Origin of the sequence: Citrobacter freundii complex sp. CFNIH9, assembly GCF_002903305.1 — a bacterium.
Lineage (GTDB): Bacteria > Pseudomonadota > Gammaproteobacteria > Enterobacterales > Enterobacteriaceae > Citrobacter > Citrobacter portucalensis.
This window is the reverse complement of the sequence record NZ_CP026238.1, coordinates 1,278,770-1,293,642: the sequence shown is the minus strand read 5'-3', so window position 1 is coordinate 1,293,642 and position 14,873 is coordinate 1,278,770. Positions and strand designations below refer to the sequence as shown.

Genomic DNA, 14,873 nt, shown 5'->3' with positions numbered 1-14,873 from the left:
AACAAGAAATCGACAAAAGAGAGTAACTCCATGTCCACACAGAATATTGTTAACATTAACGAATCGAACCTACAGCAGACCCTCGAACAGTCGATGACCACGCCGGTCCTGTTCTATTTTTGGTCTGAGCGCAGCCAGCATTGTCTGCAATTAACGCCGGTACTGGAGAACCTTGCCGCCCAGTATAACGGTCAGTTTATTCTCGCTAAGCTGGACTGCGACGCCGAGCAGATGATCGCCTCCCAGTTTGGTCTGCGCGCGATCCCTACGGTTTATCTGTTCCAGAACGGCCAGCCGGTAGATGGATTCCAGGGTCCGCAACCGGAAGAGGTTATTCGCGCGCTGCTGGAGAAAGTGCTGCCGAGCGAAGAAGAGCTGAAAGCACGCCAGGCTATCGAATTCATCGAAGCCGGTAATCACGCGGATGCGCTGCCGCTGCTGAAAGAAGCCTGGCAGATCTCCAACCAGAGCAGCGAAATCGGTCTGCTGCTGGCGGAAACGCAAATCGCCCTGAACCGTTCTGATGAAGCCGAAGCGGTACTGAAAACCATTCCGTTGCAGGATCAGGACACCCGCTATCAAGGGCTTATCGCACAGATCGAACTGCTGAAGCAGGCCGCTGATACACCGGAAATCCAACAGTTGCAGCAGCAGGTCGCCAGCAATCCACAGGATGCGGCGCTGGCAACGCAGTTGGCCATTCAGTTACACCAGGTCGGACGCAACGAAGAGTCGCTGGAATTGCTGTTTAGTCACCTGAAGAAAGATCTTACGGCAGCCGACGGTCAGGCGCGTAAGACTTTCCAGGAGATCCTTGCCGCACTGGGTACCGGTGATGCGCTGGCCTCGAAATATCGCCGCCAGCTGTACGCGCTGTTGTACTAATTGGTTCATCATGCCCGATGGCGCTACGCTTATCGGGCCTACAAACACAACCAACACCTCATTCCCGTCGGCCGGATATGGCGGTAGCCGCCATACGGCATCACATCACGTCTTCTTCAAATGCGTTACCACTAATTGGTGGCGCGAATTATAGAATTTTCGATAGGTTAAGTAGCAGGCGATAATGGTCGACAGACTGGCGGTTGATAGCAGCATAAACGTCACCATAATCTGATACTTAATTGCTTTTACCGGGTCAATACCTGCAAAGATCAGTCCTGACATCATTCCCGGTAAACTCACCAGTCCTACGGTCTTCGCTGAATCAATCGTCGGGATCAGCGAGGCGCGAATGCTGTCGCGAATAAGCGGTGCAGAAGCCACCTTCGGCGTTGCGCCGAGGCTGAGTTTTTCCTGAATTTGCTGCTGCTCGCTGTTAAACCGCTGCCCCAAATTGTTGTAACACAGCCCCACCGCCACCATCGCATTGCCTGCAATCATGCCGGAGATCGGGATGACCTGCATCGGCGTGAACTCGATAGAGCCTGAAAGAACCAGCACCGAAAGCGTTAGCCCCGCACCCACCGTAATAGCAATAAACGACGAGAGAAAAGCTTTATCAATATATTTACTGCGTTTTTGCGCGTTATAGGCCGCGTTAAAGCAGATAAACAGCACCATCAATAAGGTCAGAATGCTATGGTTGACGCCGAAAATATATTTCAGCACGTAGCCCACGATAATAAGCTGAACCACTGCCCGGCAAACGCTCCAGAGAATATCTTTTTCCAACGCCAGCTTTTCTTTGTTGCTGATCAGTATCGCGACCACCACCAGCATCATCGCTAACGCCAGGGATTCATTGGTAATATTATGCTCGTTCATTACTTACTTCCTGCATTTCACCGGCGTGCGGTTGAAGGGTTATGACGTTATCCGCATGATCAATTTCATCTTTGTCATGCGTCACCCACAGCACAGCAATATTCTTATCGCGAACATAGTGGTGAATTAATTCGTTCACATTACGCTTGTTGGATTCATCCAGCGCGCTGGTGATTTCATCAAGCAGCAGAATTTTCGGCAGAAACTGCAAATTACGAATTAACGAGACGCGCTGCTTTTCGCCGCCGGATAGCTCATTGATATTTTTTTTGAGGATCGTCTCGGGTAACTCAAAGCGGGCCAGATCGGCCAGAAACACATCCGGATCTGGACGTTTGTCGCGAATTTGCCAGGGGAAAATGAGATTGTCGTAAACGGTGTCACCAAACAAAGCGGGCGTTTGCGCGCAATAAGAGACCTGCTGGCGATAAGCTTCAGGCTTAAGCGTTGATATCTCCTTACCCTCAAAAAGGATTTCACCAGAACTCGGGCTAATTAACGACGCGACTATCTTGAGTAACGTACTTTTACCGCAGCCGGACTGGCCGGTAATCAGCTTAAATTCTCCGGCGCGGAGATCAAAACAGATGTTATTAAGAACCTGCGTCGCCCCTGCCTGCCATGCGACATTTTTTAACTGAAGCAGAATGCTGCTTTCTTCCATTACCAATCCCTTTTTACATCTTTCGTGCAGATAGTCTATCCCTGTAATTTATTATAGGGGAGCCCACCTTGATAAATCGGGTATAATTTGACTAATGAGGCAGTAAAGGACAGCACAACAGGAGGTTTCATCAATGCTCATTTTTATTCCTATTCTTATTTTTGTCGCGCTGGTGATCGTCGGCGCAGGCGTCAAAATCGTCCCGCAGGGATATCAGTGGACGGTAGAGCGTTTTGGCCGTTACACCAAAACCCTGCAACCGGGTTTAAGCCTTGTTGTACCGTTCATGGACCGCATTGGTCGTAAGATCAATATGATGGAACAGGTGCTTGATATCCCCTCTCAGGAAGTCATCTCCAAAGATAACGCCAACGTCTCGATTGATGCTGTGTGCTTTATTCAGGTGATCGACGCGCCGAAAGCCGCGTATGAAGTCAGCAACCTGGAACTGGCGATCATCAACCTGACCATGACCAACATTCGTACTGTTCTCGGCTCGATGGAGCTCGATGAAATGCTCTCCCAGCGCGACAACATCAACACGCGCCTGCTGCATATCGTTGATGAGGCCACGAATCCCTGGGGCATAAAAATCACCCGTATTGAGATCCGCGACGTGCGTCCACCGGCGGAACTGATTGACGCCATGAACGCGCAGATGAAAGCCGAACGTACCAAGCGCGCCTACATTCTGGAAGCCGAAGGGATCCGCCAGGCGGAAATCGTCAAGGCCGAAGGTGAGAAGCAGTCGAAAATCCTCATCGCGGAAGGTGAACGTCAGTCCGCATTTTTACAGGCTGAAGCGCGTGAACGTTCCGCAGAAGCAGAAGCCCGCGCAACACAGATGGTTTCAGAGGCCATTGCCGCCGGAGATATTCAGGCCGTGAACTACTTCGTGGCACAGAAATACACCGAAGCGCTGCAGCATATCGGCTCGTCGAATAACAGCAAAGTGGTGATGATGCCGCTGGATGCCAGCAGCCTGATGGGCTCCATTGCCGGGATCGCCGAACTGGTTAAGGACAGCGCCAGCGAGCGGAAAAAATCATGATAGCGATGATTCTGGTGCACCCGCATATCTTCTGGCTCAGCCTCGGTGGTCTGTTACTGGCCGCCGAGATGCTGGGCGGCAACGGCTATCTGCTGTGGAGTGGCGTGGCAGCGGTGATTACCGGTCTGGTCATCTGGCTCGTTCCACTAGACTGGGCGTGGCAGGGGGCGATGTTCGCCGCCCTCACCCTGCTGGCGGCCTGGCTGTGGTGGAAGTGGCTGGCAAGACGCGTTCAGGAGCAGCAGCCAGCCGACAGCCATCTTAACCAACGTGGACAACAGTTAGTTGGCCGTCGATTTACTCTGGAAACTAACCTGGTCAATGGCCGGGGACATATGCGCGTCGGCGACAGCTCCTGGCCCGTTAGCGCCCGCGATGATTTGAGCGCCGGAACGCAGGTTGAAGTCATTGCCGTTGAGGGAATCACCCTGATTATAAAAGCGGTATCACACTAAAGAGACAGGAAATAAGACTATGGTCAGGAAGACATCCCTTGCCTTTGCCCTTTGCACATTGCTGACCGCCGCCCCGCAGGCATTCGCTTCGTTCGATATGGAAGACTGCAAATGGAGCGACGACAGCTGTCTACTAAAGGGAACGCCGACCTTTAACCCTGAAAACGACAGCCGCGACAATCTGCTGCGGCTGCTGAGCCAGGAAAAATCATTTGCTCTGCCGGTGCAATCAATGCCCGCAGACATCACCCGCTCCCGCGATTTCTATTTTGCCTATCACCCGCAATGGGATGAGGCTGCCCCGCAAACAGCGGCAGCTCAGGCATCCGCCGCGGACAGTCCTCTCTCCCGACAGATGGCCGAGCTGAACATTAGCGCCGACGAAATAAACATCAATGACGCTGAGCTAGAGAACCGTCATGTTTCGAATAATACCGGGAGCGTTAGCGCCTTTTTTGCCGCGCTGTTGGCCGATTCCACATTAACAGCGGAACAGCGTCAGGCTTTAGCCCAGGCGCGTACAGGACTGCTTTCTGGGGCAACCCGCGAGCAAATTGAGTCTTCTCTTGCCACCTTCCCGGCAGATTCTCAAGCTCTGCCCTATAAAAGCTATCTGGCAGCAGCCGCCAGTTTCTATGCCGGTGATTATGCCAGTGCCGAACGGGATTTCACTCAGCTTGCTACAAGCGACCGTCCGTGGTTAGCAGAGACCGCGCAATACATGCTGATGCGCACGGCGTTGAACAAGAGCAGTCAGAACAGCGTGGGCGAGTACGGCGATTTTGATATTGCGAAAATTAACCGCGAGGATGCCACTCAGGCTCAAGAGTTGGCGCAGGCCTATCTACAGCGTTTTCCCCAAGGACTCTACGCTGACTCTTCACGAGGCATGTTGCGTCGCATCAACTGGTATTTACAGTCATGGCCGCAGCTGGCCGGGTTGTATGAACAGACGCTGAAGCAGTCGGCTGACGCACAGCAACTGCGCGAAAATGTCATCGAATACGATAATGTCTATGGCATGGCGTTCTACGACCAGTCCGTCGTTGAGGCCTTCCCCGACGCGCCGCGAGTCAGCTATATCGAGCTACTACGCGCGCTGCGCCTGGATAACAATAACAAACCGACGCTGACGCAGGCACAGCTCGACGCCAGCAAACCGGTGTTTGAACAAAGCCAAAAACTGCCGCTATGGCGCGATCTGCAACTGAATCTGTGGCTGGCAACGGGCAACTACGCGGCAATTATTCAGGCAGTTACGCCAGCGCAGAAACTTGCCGCTCACGATACCCTCGCCTTCAGCGAACAGGTGCTGTACGGCGAAGCGTTGATGGGCCAGAAGAATTGGACCGCGGCGAGCAATTTCTGGCAGCAGTTGTTAAAACTCAGCCAGGATAACGAACAGCAGCAATATGTGCAGGCTAAGCTTGCCGCCACGCTGGTATATAGCGGCGACGTGGCAGCGGTTTTCGCACCGAATAGCGCGGTGAACAACCTGCGCTTTCGTTCGCAGGTGCTGAAAACGCAGGCCACGCCAGAACTGCTGCGCCAGCAGGCCGTTCATGGCCCGAATAACGAAGAGCGTACCATTGCGTTGCATACGCTGCTGGTGCGGGATCTTACAGAGAATCGTTTTGGCGACTGGCTTACTGACAGAAAACTGGCCAGCGCGATTACATCACCGGTCATTGGCGAAGCGTTTGCTGACGTTAACCTGAGCATATTCGACTGGAATGGCGACACGGCGCAGGCGGGTTATACGTGCCGCAGCCTCAATGAAACGGTAACGGTATTGAGCAAAAAAGCGGATGATGCTCACGCGCTGAACTGCCTTGGCGAATTCTTCCGCACCACGCAAACACATGTCGATCTGTGGAAAAACAGCGCTGGCAACGACGTGCTTGAATCAGCTATTTCGCGTAAGAAACCGTTCGGCCAGTTCGACAGACAGAGCTACTACCAGCAGGTAATCTCCTCACCCACCGCGGAAGTCGAAGATAAGAGCTTCGCGCTGTATCGCGCCATCATGTGCTATGCGCCATCAGGCGCTAACGAATGTGGCGGAGAAGACGTGGACAAAATGCAGCGTAAGGGCTGGTTCACCCAACTGAAAACGCAGTATCCGGGAAGCCCGTGGGCGCAAAAACTCAAATATTACTGGTAACCGCACTGCTTCTCGGCCAGGCACAGGCGGCGGATATCGTCGCCGCCCGTGAACATTCAGCCTTCTGGCTGTGGTCTGGGGTGAAGGCCAGTAACGAGCTGAAAGACGCGCAAACGGTTTATCTGCACCAGGGCGAGGTACTGGTTCGTTCCGGTAACGTGGTGTTCCAGCGCCTCGGACTGCCGATCAGTCGTCTGTCTTTTCCCTCAATCTGGCTGACCGTACGCTTTACAACCCTCGACGTACCGGAAGAGATCCCGGCGCGTATCATACGGTTGATGCAGCGCTGGCAGACCGCCGGGAATCACGTCGTCGGCCTGCAGGTTGATTTTGACGCAGCGACCCATCAACTGACCGACCACGCCCGCTTTCTGCAGCAACTGCGCCAACAGCTCCCGGCCGAGTTTGCGCTAGGCGTAACCGGACTACTGGATTGGGCAAAAACGGGCGACGTCGCTACGCTGAACGCGTTGGCGGTCGATGAACTGGTGGTGCAAAGCTATCAGGGGCGTCACACGGTGACGAATTATCAGGCGTATCTACCCGCGCTGAGCCGCCTGCGCATTCCATTTAAGCTGGGACTGGTGCAAAACGGTAGCCGAGATCCACTGGCTGAAGCGCAGCTTGAGAAATCTCCGTGGTACCGCGGCACGGTGGTGTTTATGCTTAATCCTTCTCGCCGTTAAGCCTTCGCTTTGTGATGGCAGCAGCCGGAGAGATTATCCATAATCGGACATTCAGCGCTGTCATCACCCGGGCAACTGTCCGCCAGCGCCAGTAAATGCAAGCGCATGGCCTGCAGCTCACTGATATGCCGCTCAATATCCGCCACCTTTTCCAGGGTGCGCTTTTTCACATCCGCGCTATGACGCGCCGGATCGTTAAACAGGTTTACCAGCTCGCCGCACTCTTCCAGATTAAATCCAACCTGCCGCGCCTGACGCAGCAACGTCAGTTCATTCAGATGCTGTTGGTTGTAAGTGCGATAGCCATTGTCACTACGCAGCGGCGGCGTCACCAGTCCTTTCTCTTCATAAAAGCGAATGGCTTTGCTGGTTAAACCGGTTTTTTTCGCAACATCGCTAATATTCACATTTCCCCCGCGGTGCTTGTTGGTGCTGAGCCACATTATAGCCCAGATTGCCGTAATCATTTACCCGAGAACTCTGCACATTATAAGCCAACAAAGAGATGAATAAATCCTTTCTATTCACATTGTTATACCCGATACAGATCACATTTCAGTATTTATTGACCGTACAAAATTGACTCAAATCAAAAGATATATTGGTTATGCATCTTTCATATTGAACAAAGGGAAACATTTTTATATACAAATGCGAATGATAATGATGATCATTTACATTTAATAAAGGTTCTCTTATGTTGCCACGGATTAACCAAAGGCCATTTATTCTTTCAGCCCTGACATTATGCATGTCCGGCGCTGCTTCTGCAGCTACCTCTACAACACACGCTTCAACGCCCGACGATGATACGGTGATCGTCACGGCTAACCGCTCTGAAAGTAGTCTCTGGGATAGCCCGGCAACTATTCAGGTTATCGATCGCCAGACGCTGCAAAACTCCACCAGCGTTTCTATTGCTGATGATTTACAAGATATTCCCGGCGTCGAAGTCACCGATAACGCCCTCGCTGGCCGGAAACAAATTCGTATCCGTGGCGAAGCCTCTTCGCGGGTGCTGATTTTGATCGACGGCCAGGTCGTCAGCTACCAGCGCGCCGGGCAAAACTACGGGGCCGGTTTGCTGATTGACGAATCCGCGCTGGAACGGATTGAAGTAGTAAAAGGCCCCTACTCTGTCCTTTACGGTTCGCAGGCGATTGGCGGTGTCGTAAACTTTATTACGAAAAAAGGCGGCGATAAGCCTCTCGGCGGCAGCGTTAAGGCCGTTTATAACTCCGCAACGGCAGGATGGGAAGAATCAGCAGCAGCCTGGGGCAGCATCGGAAACTTTGACTACCGCATCAATGGCAGCTATTCCGACCAGGGGGACCGCGATACGCCTGACGGGAGATTGCCCGACACCAATTTCCGTAATAACGGCCAGGGCGTGTGGCTTGGCTACAATTTCGATCGCCATAAAATCGGACTCTCCATCGATCGTTACAAACTGTCTACTCAAACCTGGTTTGACGATCCAGAGGGCCAGTTCGACGACTTTAGCGTCAAAATACCTAAGCTGGAACGCGAGAAAATCGGTCTTTTCTACGACTACGCGGCTGGCGGGGATTACCTGAAGAAAATCCATGTTGACGCATACACCCAGACAATAGAGCGCAAATTTGAAAACCGGGTCAAAACGACTCAGGTAATCCCCAGCCCGGCGATTAAAGCGCTGACGATAAACAATCAAACCAATACCAACGACAAACAGTATACCCAGGGGGTAACGCTGCAGGGCAATTTCTCCCTTCCCGCGAACAACGAGCTGGTGATTGGCACTCAATATCAGCATGACAAAATCAAACAGGACACGGACGGCAGTACGCGCCAGACCGCAGCTACCGGCTTCTTCGATACGCAAACCCGCACCCTGTCATACAACGAAGCGGAGCAAAGCAACACCTCATTGTTCGCGCAAAACGACTGGCGCTTTGCCGATGACTGGACCTGGACCGTAGGCGCACGCCAGTACTGGCTGTCTTCGAAGCTCAATCGCAACGATACGCAAACCCTGCAAAGCAGCGGCAGCACCTGGCATTCCACCGGGGGAACTTCAGTACACGATGATGAACTGGTGACCTCAACCAGCCTACGCTATTCCGGTTTTAAAGGTCTTGAACTCCGGGCAGCATATGCCCAGGGCTATGTTTTCCCCACGCTGACTCAGCTGTTTATGCAGACGTCCGCAGGCGGAAGCGTGACCTACGGCAACCCAAACCTGAAGGCGGAACACTCGAATAACTATGAGCTGGGCGCACGGTATAAAGGGAATATGTGGCTGATTGACGGCGCCATTTATTACTCCGAAGCCAAAGACTATATCGCCAGCCTGGCCTGTTCAGGCCAACCCGTTTGCAGCGGTAATACCACCTCTTCACGGGGCGGCTATTACTACTACGAAAACATCGATCGGGCCAAAACCTGGGGCATGGAACTCACCGCAGAATACAACGGCTGGGCGGTTTCACCTTACCTGAGCGGTAATCTCATTCGCCGTCAGTACGAAGGCAATACCCTAAAAACCTGGGATACCGGCGAACCCACGCTGACCGGGCGTGTCGGCCTGAAACATACCTGGTTGATGAATGTCGCTAACGTGACGTCCGATGCCTTTATCCGCGCGGCGTCCAGCGCTAAAGATAATACCGGCACCACGGAAATCAACTACCCAGGCTGGGCCACACTTAACCTCGCATTCAACACCGAGTTCGGTACGCAGGACCAGTATCAGGTCAACCTCGCGCTCAACAACCTGACCGATAAGCGTTACAGAACCGCACATGAATCTATTCCAGATGCTGGTTTCAATGCCGCCGTTGGCTTTGCGTGGAATTTCTGACGATGAAAAAGCTCATGATTGGCTTACTGAGCCTCGCCTGCGTTTTCAGTGCCCAGTCCGCCGACCGCCTGGTGGTGGCGGGCGGCTCGCTTAGTGAACTGGTATACGCCATGGGCGTCGGCAACCTGGTGGTTGGCGTTGATGAAACCACCTCGTATCCGCCCGAAACTGCCGCACTCCCGCATATCGGCTACTGGAAGCAGTTAAGCAGCGAGGGCATTTTGTCGCTCCATCCGGACAGCTTTATCACCTGGCAGGATGCAGGTCCCCAAATCGTGTTGGATCAGTTGCGGGCGCAAAAGGTTAACGTCGTGACGTTGCCGCGCGTACCGGCCACCGTCGAACAGATGTACGCCAACATTCAAGAACTGGCTACAACACTGCACATTCCTGACCAAGGTGAGGCGCTAGTCAATCGCCTGCAGCAACGTCTGGAGCGTATTAAGCACAGCGTGGCGGCGAAAAACGCGCCGGTCAAAGCCATGTTCATTCTCTCTGCTGGCGGCAGCGCACCTCAGATCGCCGGAAAAGGCAGCGTTGCCGATGCCATTATGACCCTCGCAGGCGCACAAAATGTCGCCACCCATGCGCAGTATAAAAGCTACAGCGCGGAGTCACTGATCGCCGCCAACCCGGAGGTGATCGTGGTGACGTCGCAAATGGTCGATGGCGGTCTGGCTCGCCTGAGCGCGATTGCCGGTATTACCCACACTGCGGCCTGGAAAAACCAGCGCATTGTGGCGGTAGACCAGGCGCTGATTCTGGGAATGGGACCACGCGTCGCCGATGCGGTTGAAGCCCTGCACCAGCAATTCTGGCCTCACTAACTGGATTTATTAAGAAGAATGAAAACTGAACATTCGCTGGATCTCACCGCGCATTTTGCGCTCGAGGGAAGTCAGCCATTTAAGGATCGCCGCGCCACGATGCCCTGGCGTGGGGCGATCCCGGTTGCCAAAGAGCTATTGTCACAGACCTGGCAGGAGGTCATCAACCAGCCAACCCCACCGCGTAAACGGCTGGTGTACTTGCATATTCCTTTTTGTGCAACACATTGTACTTTCTGCGGTTTTTATCAAAACCGATTTGAAGAAGACAACTGCGCCCTCTACACCAACGCGCTGTTGCGCGAAATAGAGATGGAAGCTGATAGCGCATTACATCAGTCGGCCCCCATTCACGCCGTCTATTTTGGCGGCGGTACGCCTTCTGCGCTGTCTGCACAGGACCTGGCCAGAATCATTACCGCGCTGCGTGACAAGCTACCGTTGGCGCCGGACTGCGAAATCACCATTGAGGGACGGGTGCTCAATTTTGACGATGCGCGAATTGATGCCTGCCTTGACGCTGGCGCCAATAGATTTTCAATCGGTATTCAGTCTTTTAACAGCCGAATCCGCAAGAAAATGGCGCGTACTTCGGACGGCCCGACCGCGACGGCCTTTATGCAGGGACTGGTAAAACGAGATCGTGCCGCCGTGGTGTGCGATCTGCTGTTTGGTCTGCCAGGACAAGACGCAAAACTGTGGGGCGAGGATCTGGCGATTGCCCGCGATATCGGCCTCGACGGCGTAGATCTTTATGCGCTGAATCTGATCCCTAATACACCGCTTGGCAAAGCGGTTGAAACCGGGCGCACAACCGTTCCCTCTCCCGCCGAACGCCGCGATCTCTATCTTCAGGGCTGCGATTTCATGGACAGCGCGGGCTGGCGCTGCATCAGCAACAGCCACTGGGCGCGTACCACACGGGAACGCAATCTGTACAACCTGCTGATTAAACAGGGTGCAGACTGTCTGGCATTCGGCTCTGGCGCAGGAGGGTCAGTCAATGGCTATTCCTGGATGGTCGAGCGCAACCTGAATACATGGCATGAATCTATCGCCGCCGGAAAAAAACCGCTAATGATGATGATGCGCACCGCCGAGCGTGGTTTCCAGTGGCGACACACTCTCCAGGCCGGTATTGAGACGGCCCGCATTCCGCTGGATGAGCTGACGCCTCATGCACAAAAACTGGCCCCGCTACTGACCCAATGGCATCACGCAGGACTGACGCGAGATGCCAGCACCTGTGTACGCCTGACCAATGAAGGGCGTTTTTGGGCGAGCAATATTTTGCAGTCTCTTGATGAACTGATTCAGGAACTTAACGCGCCGCGCATTGCGGTAGAGCAACCATAAAAGGAGTGAATAATGAGCCATGTCTCTTTACAGGATTTTTTGAAAACTGAGCCGGACGGTACGCTGGAAGCTATCGCAGCCCAGTACAACACTACATTGCTGGAGGTGGTGAAAAATCTCCCTTCCCCAACGCTGGTTTCCGGCAGTCAATTTGATACCGTCTGGGAAACCGTCTGCGAATGGGGCAAAGTCACCACCCTGGTCCATACTGCTGATGTCATTCTGGAATTCACCGGTGAATTACCTTCCGGATTCCACCGCCACGGTTACTTCAACCTGCGCGGCAAAAAAGGCATGACCGGTCATATCAAGGCAGAAAACTGCACGCATATTGCCCTGATTGAACGCAAATTTATGGGAATGGACACTGCGTCCATTCTCTTCTTCAACCAGGCGGGTAGCGCTATGTTCAAAATTTTCCTCGGTCGCGATGAGCATCGACAGCTGCTGGCCGAACAGGTCAGCGCCTTTCACACGTTGTCTTCATCTTTAAAGGAACATGCCTGATGGCTCCATGGCTTATTTTTGGTGCAGGTGGAAGCGGCGTCGGCGCGAAAACGCTGGAGCTCGCACTGGCGGAGCATCGTCCGGTGATTGCTGTCGTTCGCAATCCCCAGGTTGCTGCCGGGCTGCAGGAAAAAGGTGTGCAGGTCTTTATTGGCGACGCCTGCGACAGCCAGGTCACCGCCTGCGCCTGTCGCGCAGCGGGTCAGCATGCCACGGTGATCTCCTCCATGGGCGGTGCCCAGGATTATCTGGCGCACAGAACCGTCATTGATGAAGCAGAAAAAGCTGAGATCAAACGCATGATTCTGGTTACCTCTCTGGGCTGTGGCGACAGTTGGCCCTTTTTGTCCCCACGCGCCAGGGCCGCATTTGGCCAGGCCGTACGGGAAAAATCGTTGGCTGAAAGCTGGCTACAAACCAGTCTACTGGACTACGCCATTCTCCGCCCCGGCGGTTTGCTGAATGGTGAAGCCACAGGTCTGGCGCAACGCATACAGGCCGAGGAGTGTCATGGCTTTGTGATGCGCGCGGATGTTGCCAGGCACATTCACGAACTGGCCACGGCGCCGACACTCAATAACCAGATTTACAGTTTAGTTGAGCCGGGACTGAAACCCGCGTAAACCCCTCGCGGCGCGGAAACTTCGCGCCGCAAAGACGTTATGGAGCGTTGCGTGCTTAAGGACTCGCTTTCTTCCGTCAGCATTCTGACGGGCCTTTCTCTCTTGCTGGTCGCTCTGATGCTGTTCGGTGCCAGCCAGGGGGCGTTGAACATTAGCTTCAGCGCCCTGTTCAACGACGAATACCGAGATATCTGGTTGAACATCCGCCTGCCCCGCGTACTGCTGGCCGTTTTGGTCGGTGCTGCGCTGGCTACGGCAGGGGTCATTATGCAGGGACTTTTTCGCAATCCAATGGCCGATCCCGGCCTGCTTGGCGTCAGCAGCGGCTCCGCGCTGATGGTCGGCATCGCGATAGTTATCCCATTTTCATTCCCCGTAGTGCTGGTGTTGTATGAGCAGATGATTTTTGCCGTCGCGGGCAGCATGGTGGTCTGCACGATTATTTTCCTGATAAGTCAGCGTCATAACCACGGCGGAATGATGCAACTACTGTTAGCAGGTATCGCTATCAATGCTCTGTGCGGTTCGGCTATTGGTGTGCTGAGCTATGTGGGCGACGAACAGCAGCTACGTCAACTTACGCTGTGGATGATGGGGAATCTCGGCCAGGCCCAGTGGCCAACGCTGCTGGTTGCCAGCACGTTTGTTCTTCCAGCCATTGCAGTCACCGTCTGTATGGCGGGAACGCTTAATTTGCTGCAGTTGGGTGATGAAGAGGCGCATTACCTCGGCATAAACGTCAAACGTAAGCGCCAGCAGTTACTGTTGCTCAGCTCGCTCCTGGTTGGCGCTGCCGTTTCCGTCAGCGGCGTGATTGGCTTTATTGGCCTGGTGATCCCGCATCTGATCAGAATGACTACCGGCGCCGATCATCGCTGGTTGATTCCCTGCTCTACGCTGGCCGGCGCCTGTTTACTTCTGATTGCCGACACGCTGGCCCGCACTCTTGTTCAGCCTGCCGAAATGCCTGTTGGTCTGTTAACCAGTCTGATCGGTGGACCGTATTTCCTGTGGTTAATACTGCGTAGCCGGAGGATGTCATGATCGTCGCTGAAAATCTGGTCTACCACATTCAGGGCAGACGACTGACCGATGACGTTTCCCTGACGCTACCTGATGGAGAAATCATCGCGATTCTTGGCCCGAATGGTGCCGGAAAATCGACGCTGCTGCGCCAGCTTACGGGCTATCTGCAGCCCCACAGCGGGCGTTGTAGCTTGTTTGGCAAGCCGCTGAACGAGTGGTCAATCACCGAGCTGGCAAAAACCCGTGCCGTGATGCGCCAGAACAGTCATATGGCCTTCCCGTTTAGCGTGCAGGAGGTCATCCGCATGGGCAGGCATCCGTATCGTACGCGCAACACGGGCGATGAAACGGAGCACATCATGACGTTGTGTGACTGCCAGGCGCTGGCCGCGCGCGATTACCGGCACCTGTCGGGAGGAGAACAACAGCGGGTACAGCTGGCGCGTCTGCTGGTTCAACTTTGGGAGCCCGAACCCAGGCCAAAATGGTTGTTTCTCGATGAACCCACCTCCGCCCTGGATATTCACCACCAACAGCATCTTTTTCGTCTGCTGCGTCGTCTGGTAGGTGAACGACAGTTCAGCGTCTGCTGCGTCCTGCACGATCTCAACCTTGCGGCGCGCTATGCTGACCGCGTTGTATTGATGGAACGCGGCAGGATAGTTGATAACGGTCGTCCGCAGGATGTTCTGCAGCAATCGTCACTAAATGCACTGTACGGCGCCGATCTCACGGTGATGAATGAACCGCAGCATCGAACGCCGCTTATCGTTCTCAATCAATAACAGACCGGGAACGTGCTGACCTGACGTTCCCGTTTTTCTTCCTTTACGCCCTTTTTGCACCTTTTCTAAAAACTCCCTTGACCTTCCCCTAGATGGAAGGTTTAACCTTTATCACAG

Annotated in this window: 15 protein-coding genes; 12 read left to right on the top strand and 3 right to left on the bottom strand. The window is 54.0% G+C overall.

Features of this window, described 5'->3' with window-relative positions; genetic code table 11:
* Positions 1-30 precede the first annotated feature (30 nt).
* Complete coding sequence (locus C2U43_RS06435) at positions 31-885, top strand: co-chaperone YbbN (protein ID WP_032942575.1); 855 nt, start codon at positions 31-33, stop codon at positions 883-885.
* Between the two features lie 105 nt (positions 886-990).
* Here C2U43_RS06435 and fetB read toward each other — a convergent pair whose 3' ends face one another.
* Both fetB and fetA read right to left on the bottom strand, forming a co-directional pair.
* Entirely contained in the window at positions 991-1,770 is a 780-nt protein-coding gene (gene fetB, locus C2U43_RS06430) for an iron efflux ABC transporter permease subunit FetB (RefSeq protein ID WP_003831075.1), read from the bottom strand.
* Positions 1,757-2,434 carry an iron efflux ABC transporter ATP-binding subunit FetA gene (fetA, locus tag C2U43_RS06425; RefSeq protein WP_008783988.1) on the bottom strand — a complete coding sequence of 226 codons (678 nt, stop codon included), beginning with the start codon at positions 2,432-2,434 and terminating at the stop codon, positions 1,757-1,759. The genes fetB and fetA overlap by 14 nt, the downstream gene beginning before the upstream one ends.
* 133 nt (positions 2,435-2,567) lie before the next feature.
* On the opposite strand from fetA, the gene C2U43_RS06420 reads away from it, so the two are divergent.
* The 4 genes from C2U43_RS06420 to C2U43_RS06405 are packed head-to-tail and all read left to right on the top strand — an operon-like array spanning position 2,568 to position 6,790.
* Positions 2,568-3,485: an SPFH domain-containing protein gene (locus tag C2U43_RS06420; RefSeq protein WP_003831073.1), complete on the top strand. Its 918-nt coding sequence runs from the start codon at positions 2,568-2,570 to the stop codon at positions 3,483-3,485.
* Positions 3,482-3,940, top strand: coding sequence for an NfeD family protein (locus C2U43_RS06415; RefSeq protein WP_048235951.1), 459 nt, complete (start codon positions 3,482-3,484; stop codon positions 3,938-3,940). Before C2U43_RS06420 ends, C2U43_RS06415 begins: the two co-directional genes overlap by 4 nt.
* A 19-nt stretch (positions 3,941-3,959) precedes the next feature.
* Positions 3,960-6,104, top strand: a complete 2,145-nt coding sequence (locus tag C2U43_RS06410) for a hypothetical protein (protein WP_103284824.1) — start codon at positions 3,960-3,962, stop codon at positions 6,102-6,104.
* Positions 6,074-6,790, top strand: coding sequence for a DUF3142 domain-containing protein (locus C2U43_RS06405; RefSeq protein WP_103284823.1), 717 nt, complete (start codon positions 6,074-6,076; stop codon positions 6,788-6,790). Before C2U43_RS06410 ends, C2U43_RS06405 begins: the two co-directional genes overlap by 31 nt.
* Here C2U43_RS06405 and cueR read toward each other — a convergent pair.
* Positions 6,787-7,197, bottom strand: coding sequence for a Cu(I)-responsive transcriptional regulator (cueR, locus tag C2U43_RS06400; RefSeq protein WP_008783984.1), 411 nt, complete (start codon positions 7,195-7,197; stop codon positions 6,787-6,789). The two genes, C2U43_RS06405 and cueR, sit on opposite strands and share 4 nt — an antisense overlap.
* A 290-nt stretch (positions 7,198-7,487) precedes the next feature.
* Here cueR and C2U43_RS06395 point away from each other — a divergent pair, with 290 nt between their 5' ends.
* The 7 genes from C2U43_RS06395 to C2U43_RS06365 are packed head-to-tail and all read left to right on the top strand — an operon-like array spanning position 7,488 to position 14,756.
* Positions 7,488-9,632, top strand: coding sequence for a TonB-dependent receptor plug domain-containing protein (locus C2U43_RS06395; protein WP_103284822.1), 2,145 nt, complete (start codon positions 7,488-7,490; stop codon positions 9,630-9,632).
* Between the two features lie 2 nt (positions 9,633-9,634).
* Positions 9,635-10,459: a heme/hemin ABC transporter substrate-binding protein gene (locus tag C2U43_RS06390; protein ID WP_103284821.1), complete on the top strand. Its 825-nt coding sequence runs from the start codon at positions 9,635-9,637 to the stop codon at positions 10,457-10,459.
* An 18-nt stretch (positions 10,460-10,477) separates the two neighbouring features.
* Positions 10,478-11,815: a heme anaerobic degradation radical SAM methyltransferase ChuW/HutW gene (hutW, locus tag C2U43_RS06385; protein ID WP_008783980.1), complete on the top strand. Its 1,338-nt coding sequence runs from the start codon at positions 10,478-10,480 to the stop codon at positions 11,813-11,815.
* A gap of 12 nt (positions 11,816-11,827) precedes the next feature.
* The gene (hutX, locus tag C2U43_RS06380) at positions 11,828-12,322 is read left to right on the top strand and encodes a heme utilization cystosolic carrier protein HutX (RefSeq protein WP_032942563.1); all 495 of its coding nucleotides are present in this window, start codon (positions 11,828-11,830) and stop codon (positions 12,320-12,322) included.
* A complete protein-coding gene (gene chuY, locus C2U43_RS06375) occupies positions 12,322-12,945 on the top strand; it encodes an anaerobilin reductase (RefSeq protein ID WP_100272828.1) in 624 nt (207 codons plus the stop codon). Before hutX ends, chuY begins: the two co-directional genes overlap by 1 nt.
* Positions 12,946-12,996: 51 nt before the next feature.
* Complete coding sequence (locus tag C2U43_RS06370) at positions 12,997-13,989, top strand: FecCD family ABC transporter permease (protein ID WP_103284820.1); 993 nt, start codon at positions 12,997-12,999, stop codon at positions 13,987-13,989.
* Positions 13,986-14,756, top strand: a complete 771-nt coding sequence (locus C2U43_RS06365) for a heme ABC transporter ATP-binding protein (protein WP_032942558.1) — start codon at positions 13,986-13,988, stop codon at positions 14,754-14,756. Before C2U43_RS06370 ends, C2U43_RS06365 begins: the two co-directional genes overlap by 4 nt.
* The last annotated feature ends 117 nt before the right edge of the window (positions 14,757-14,873 follow it).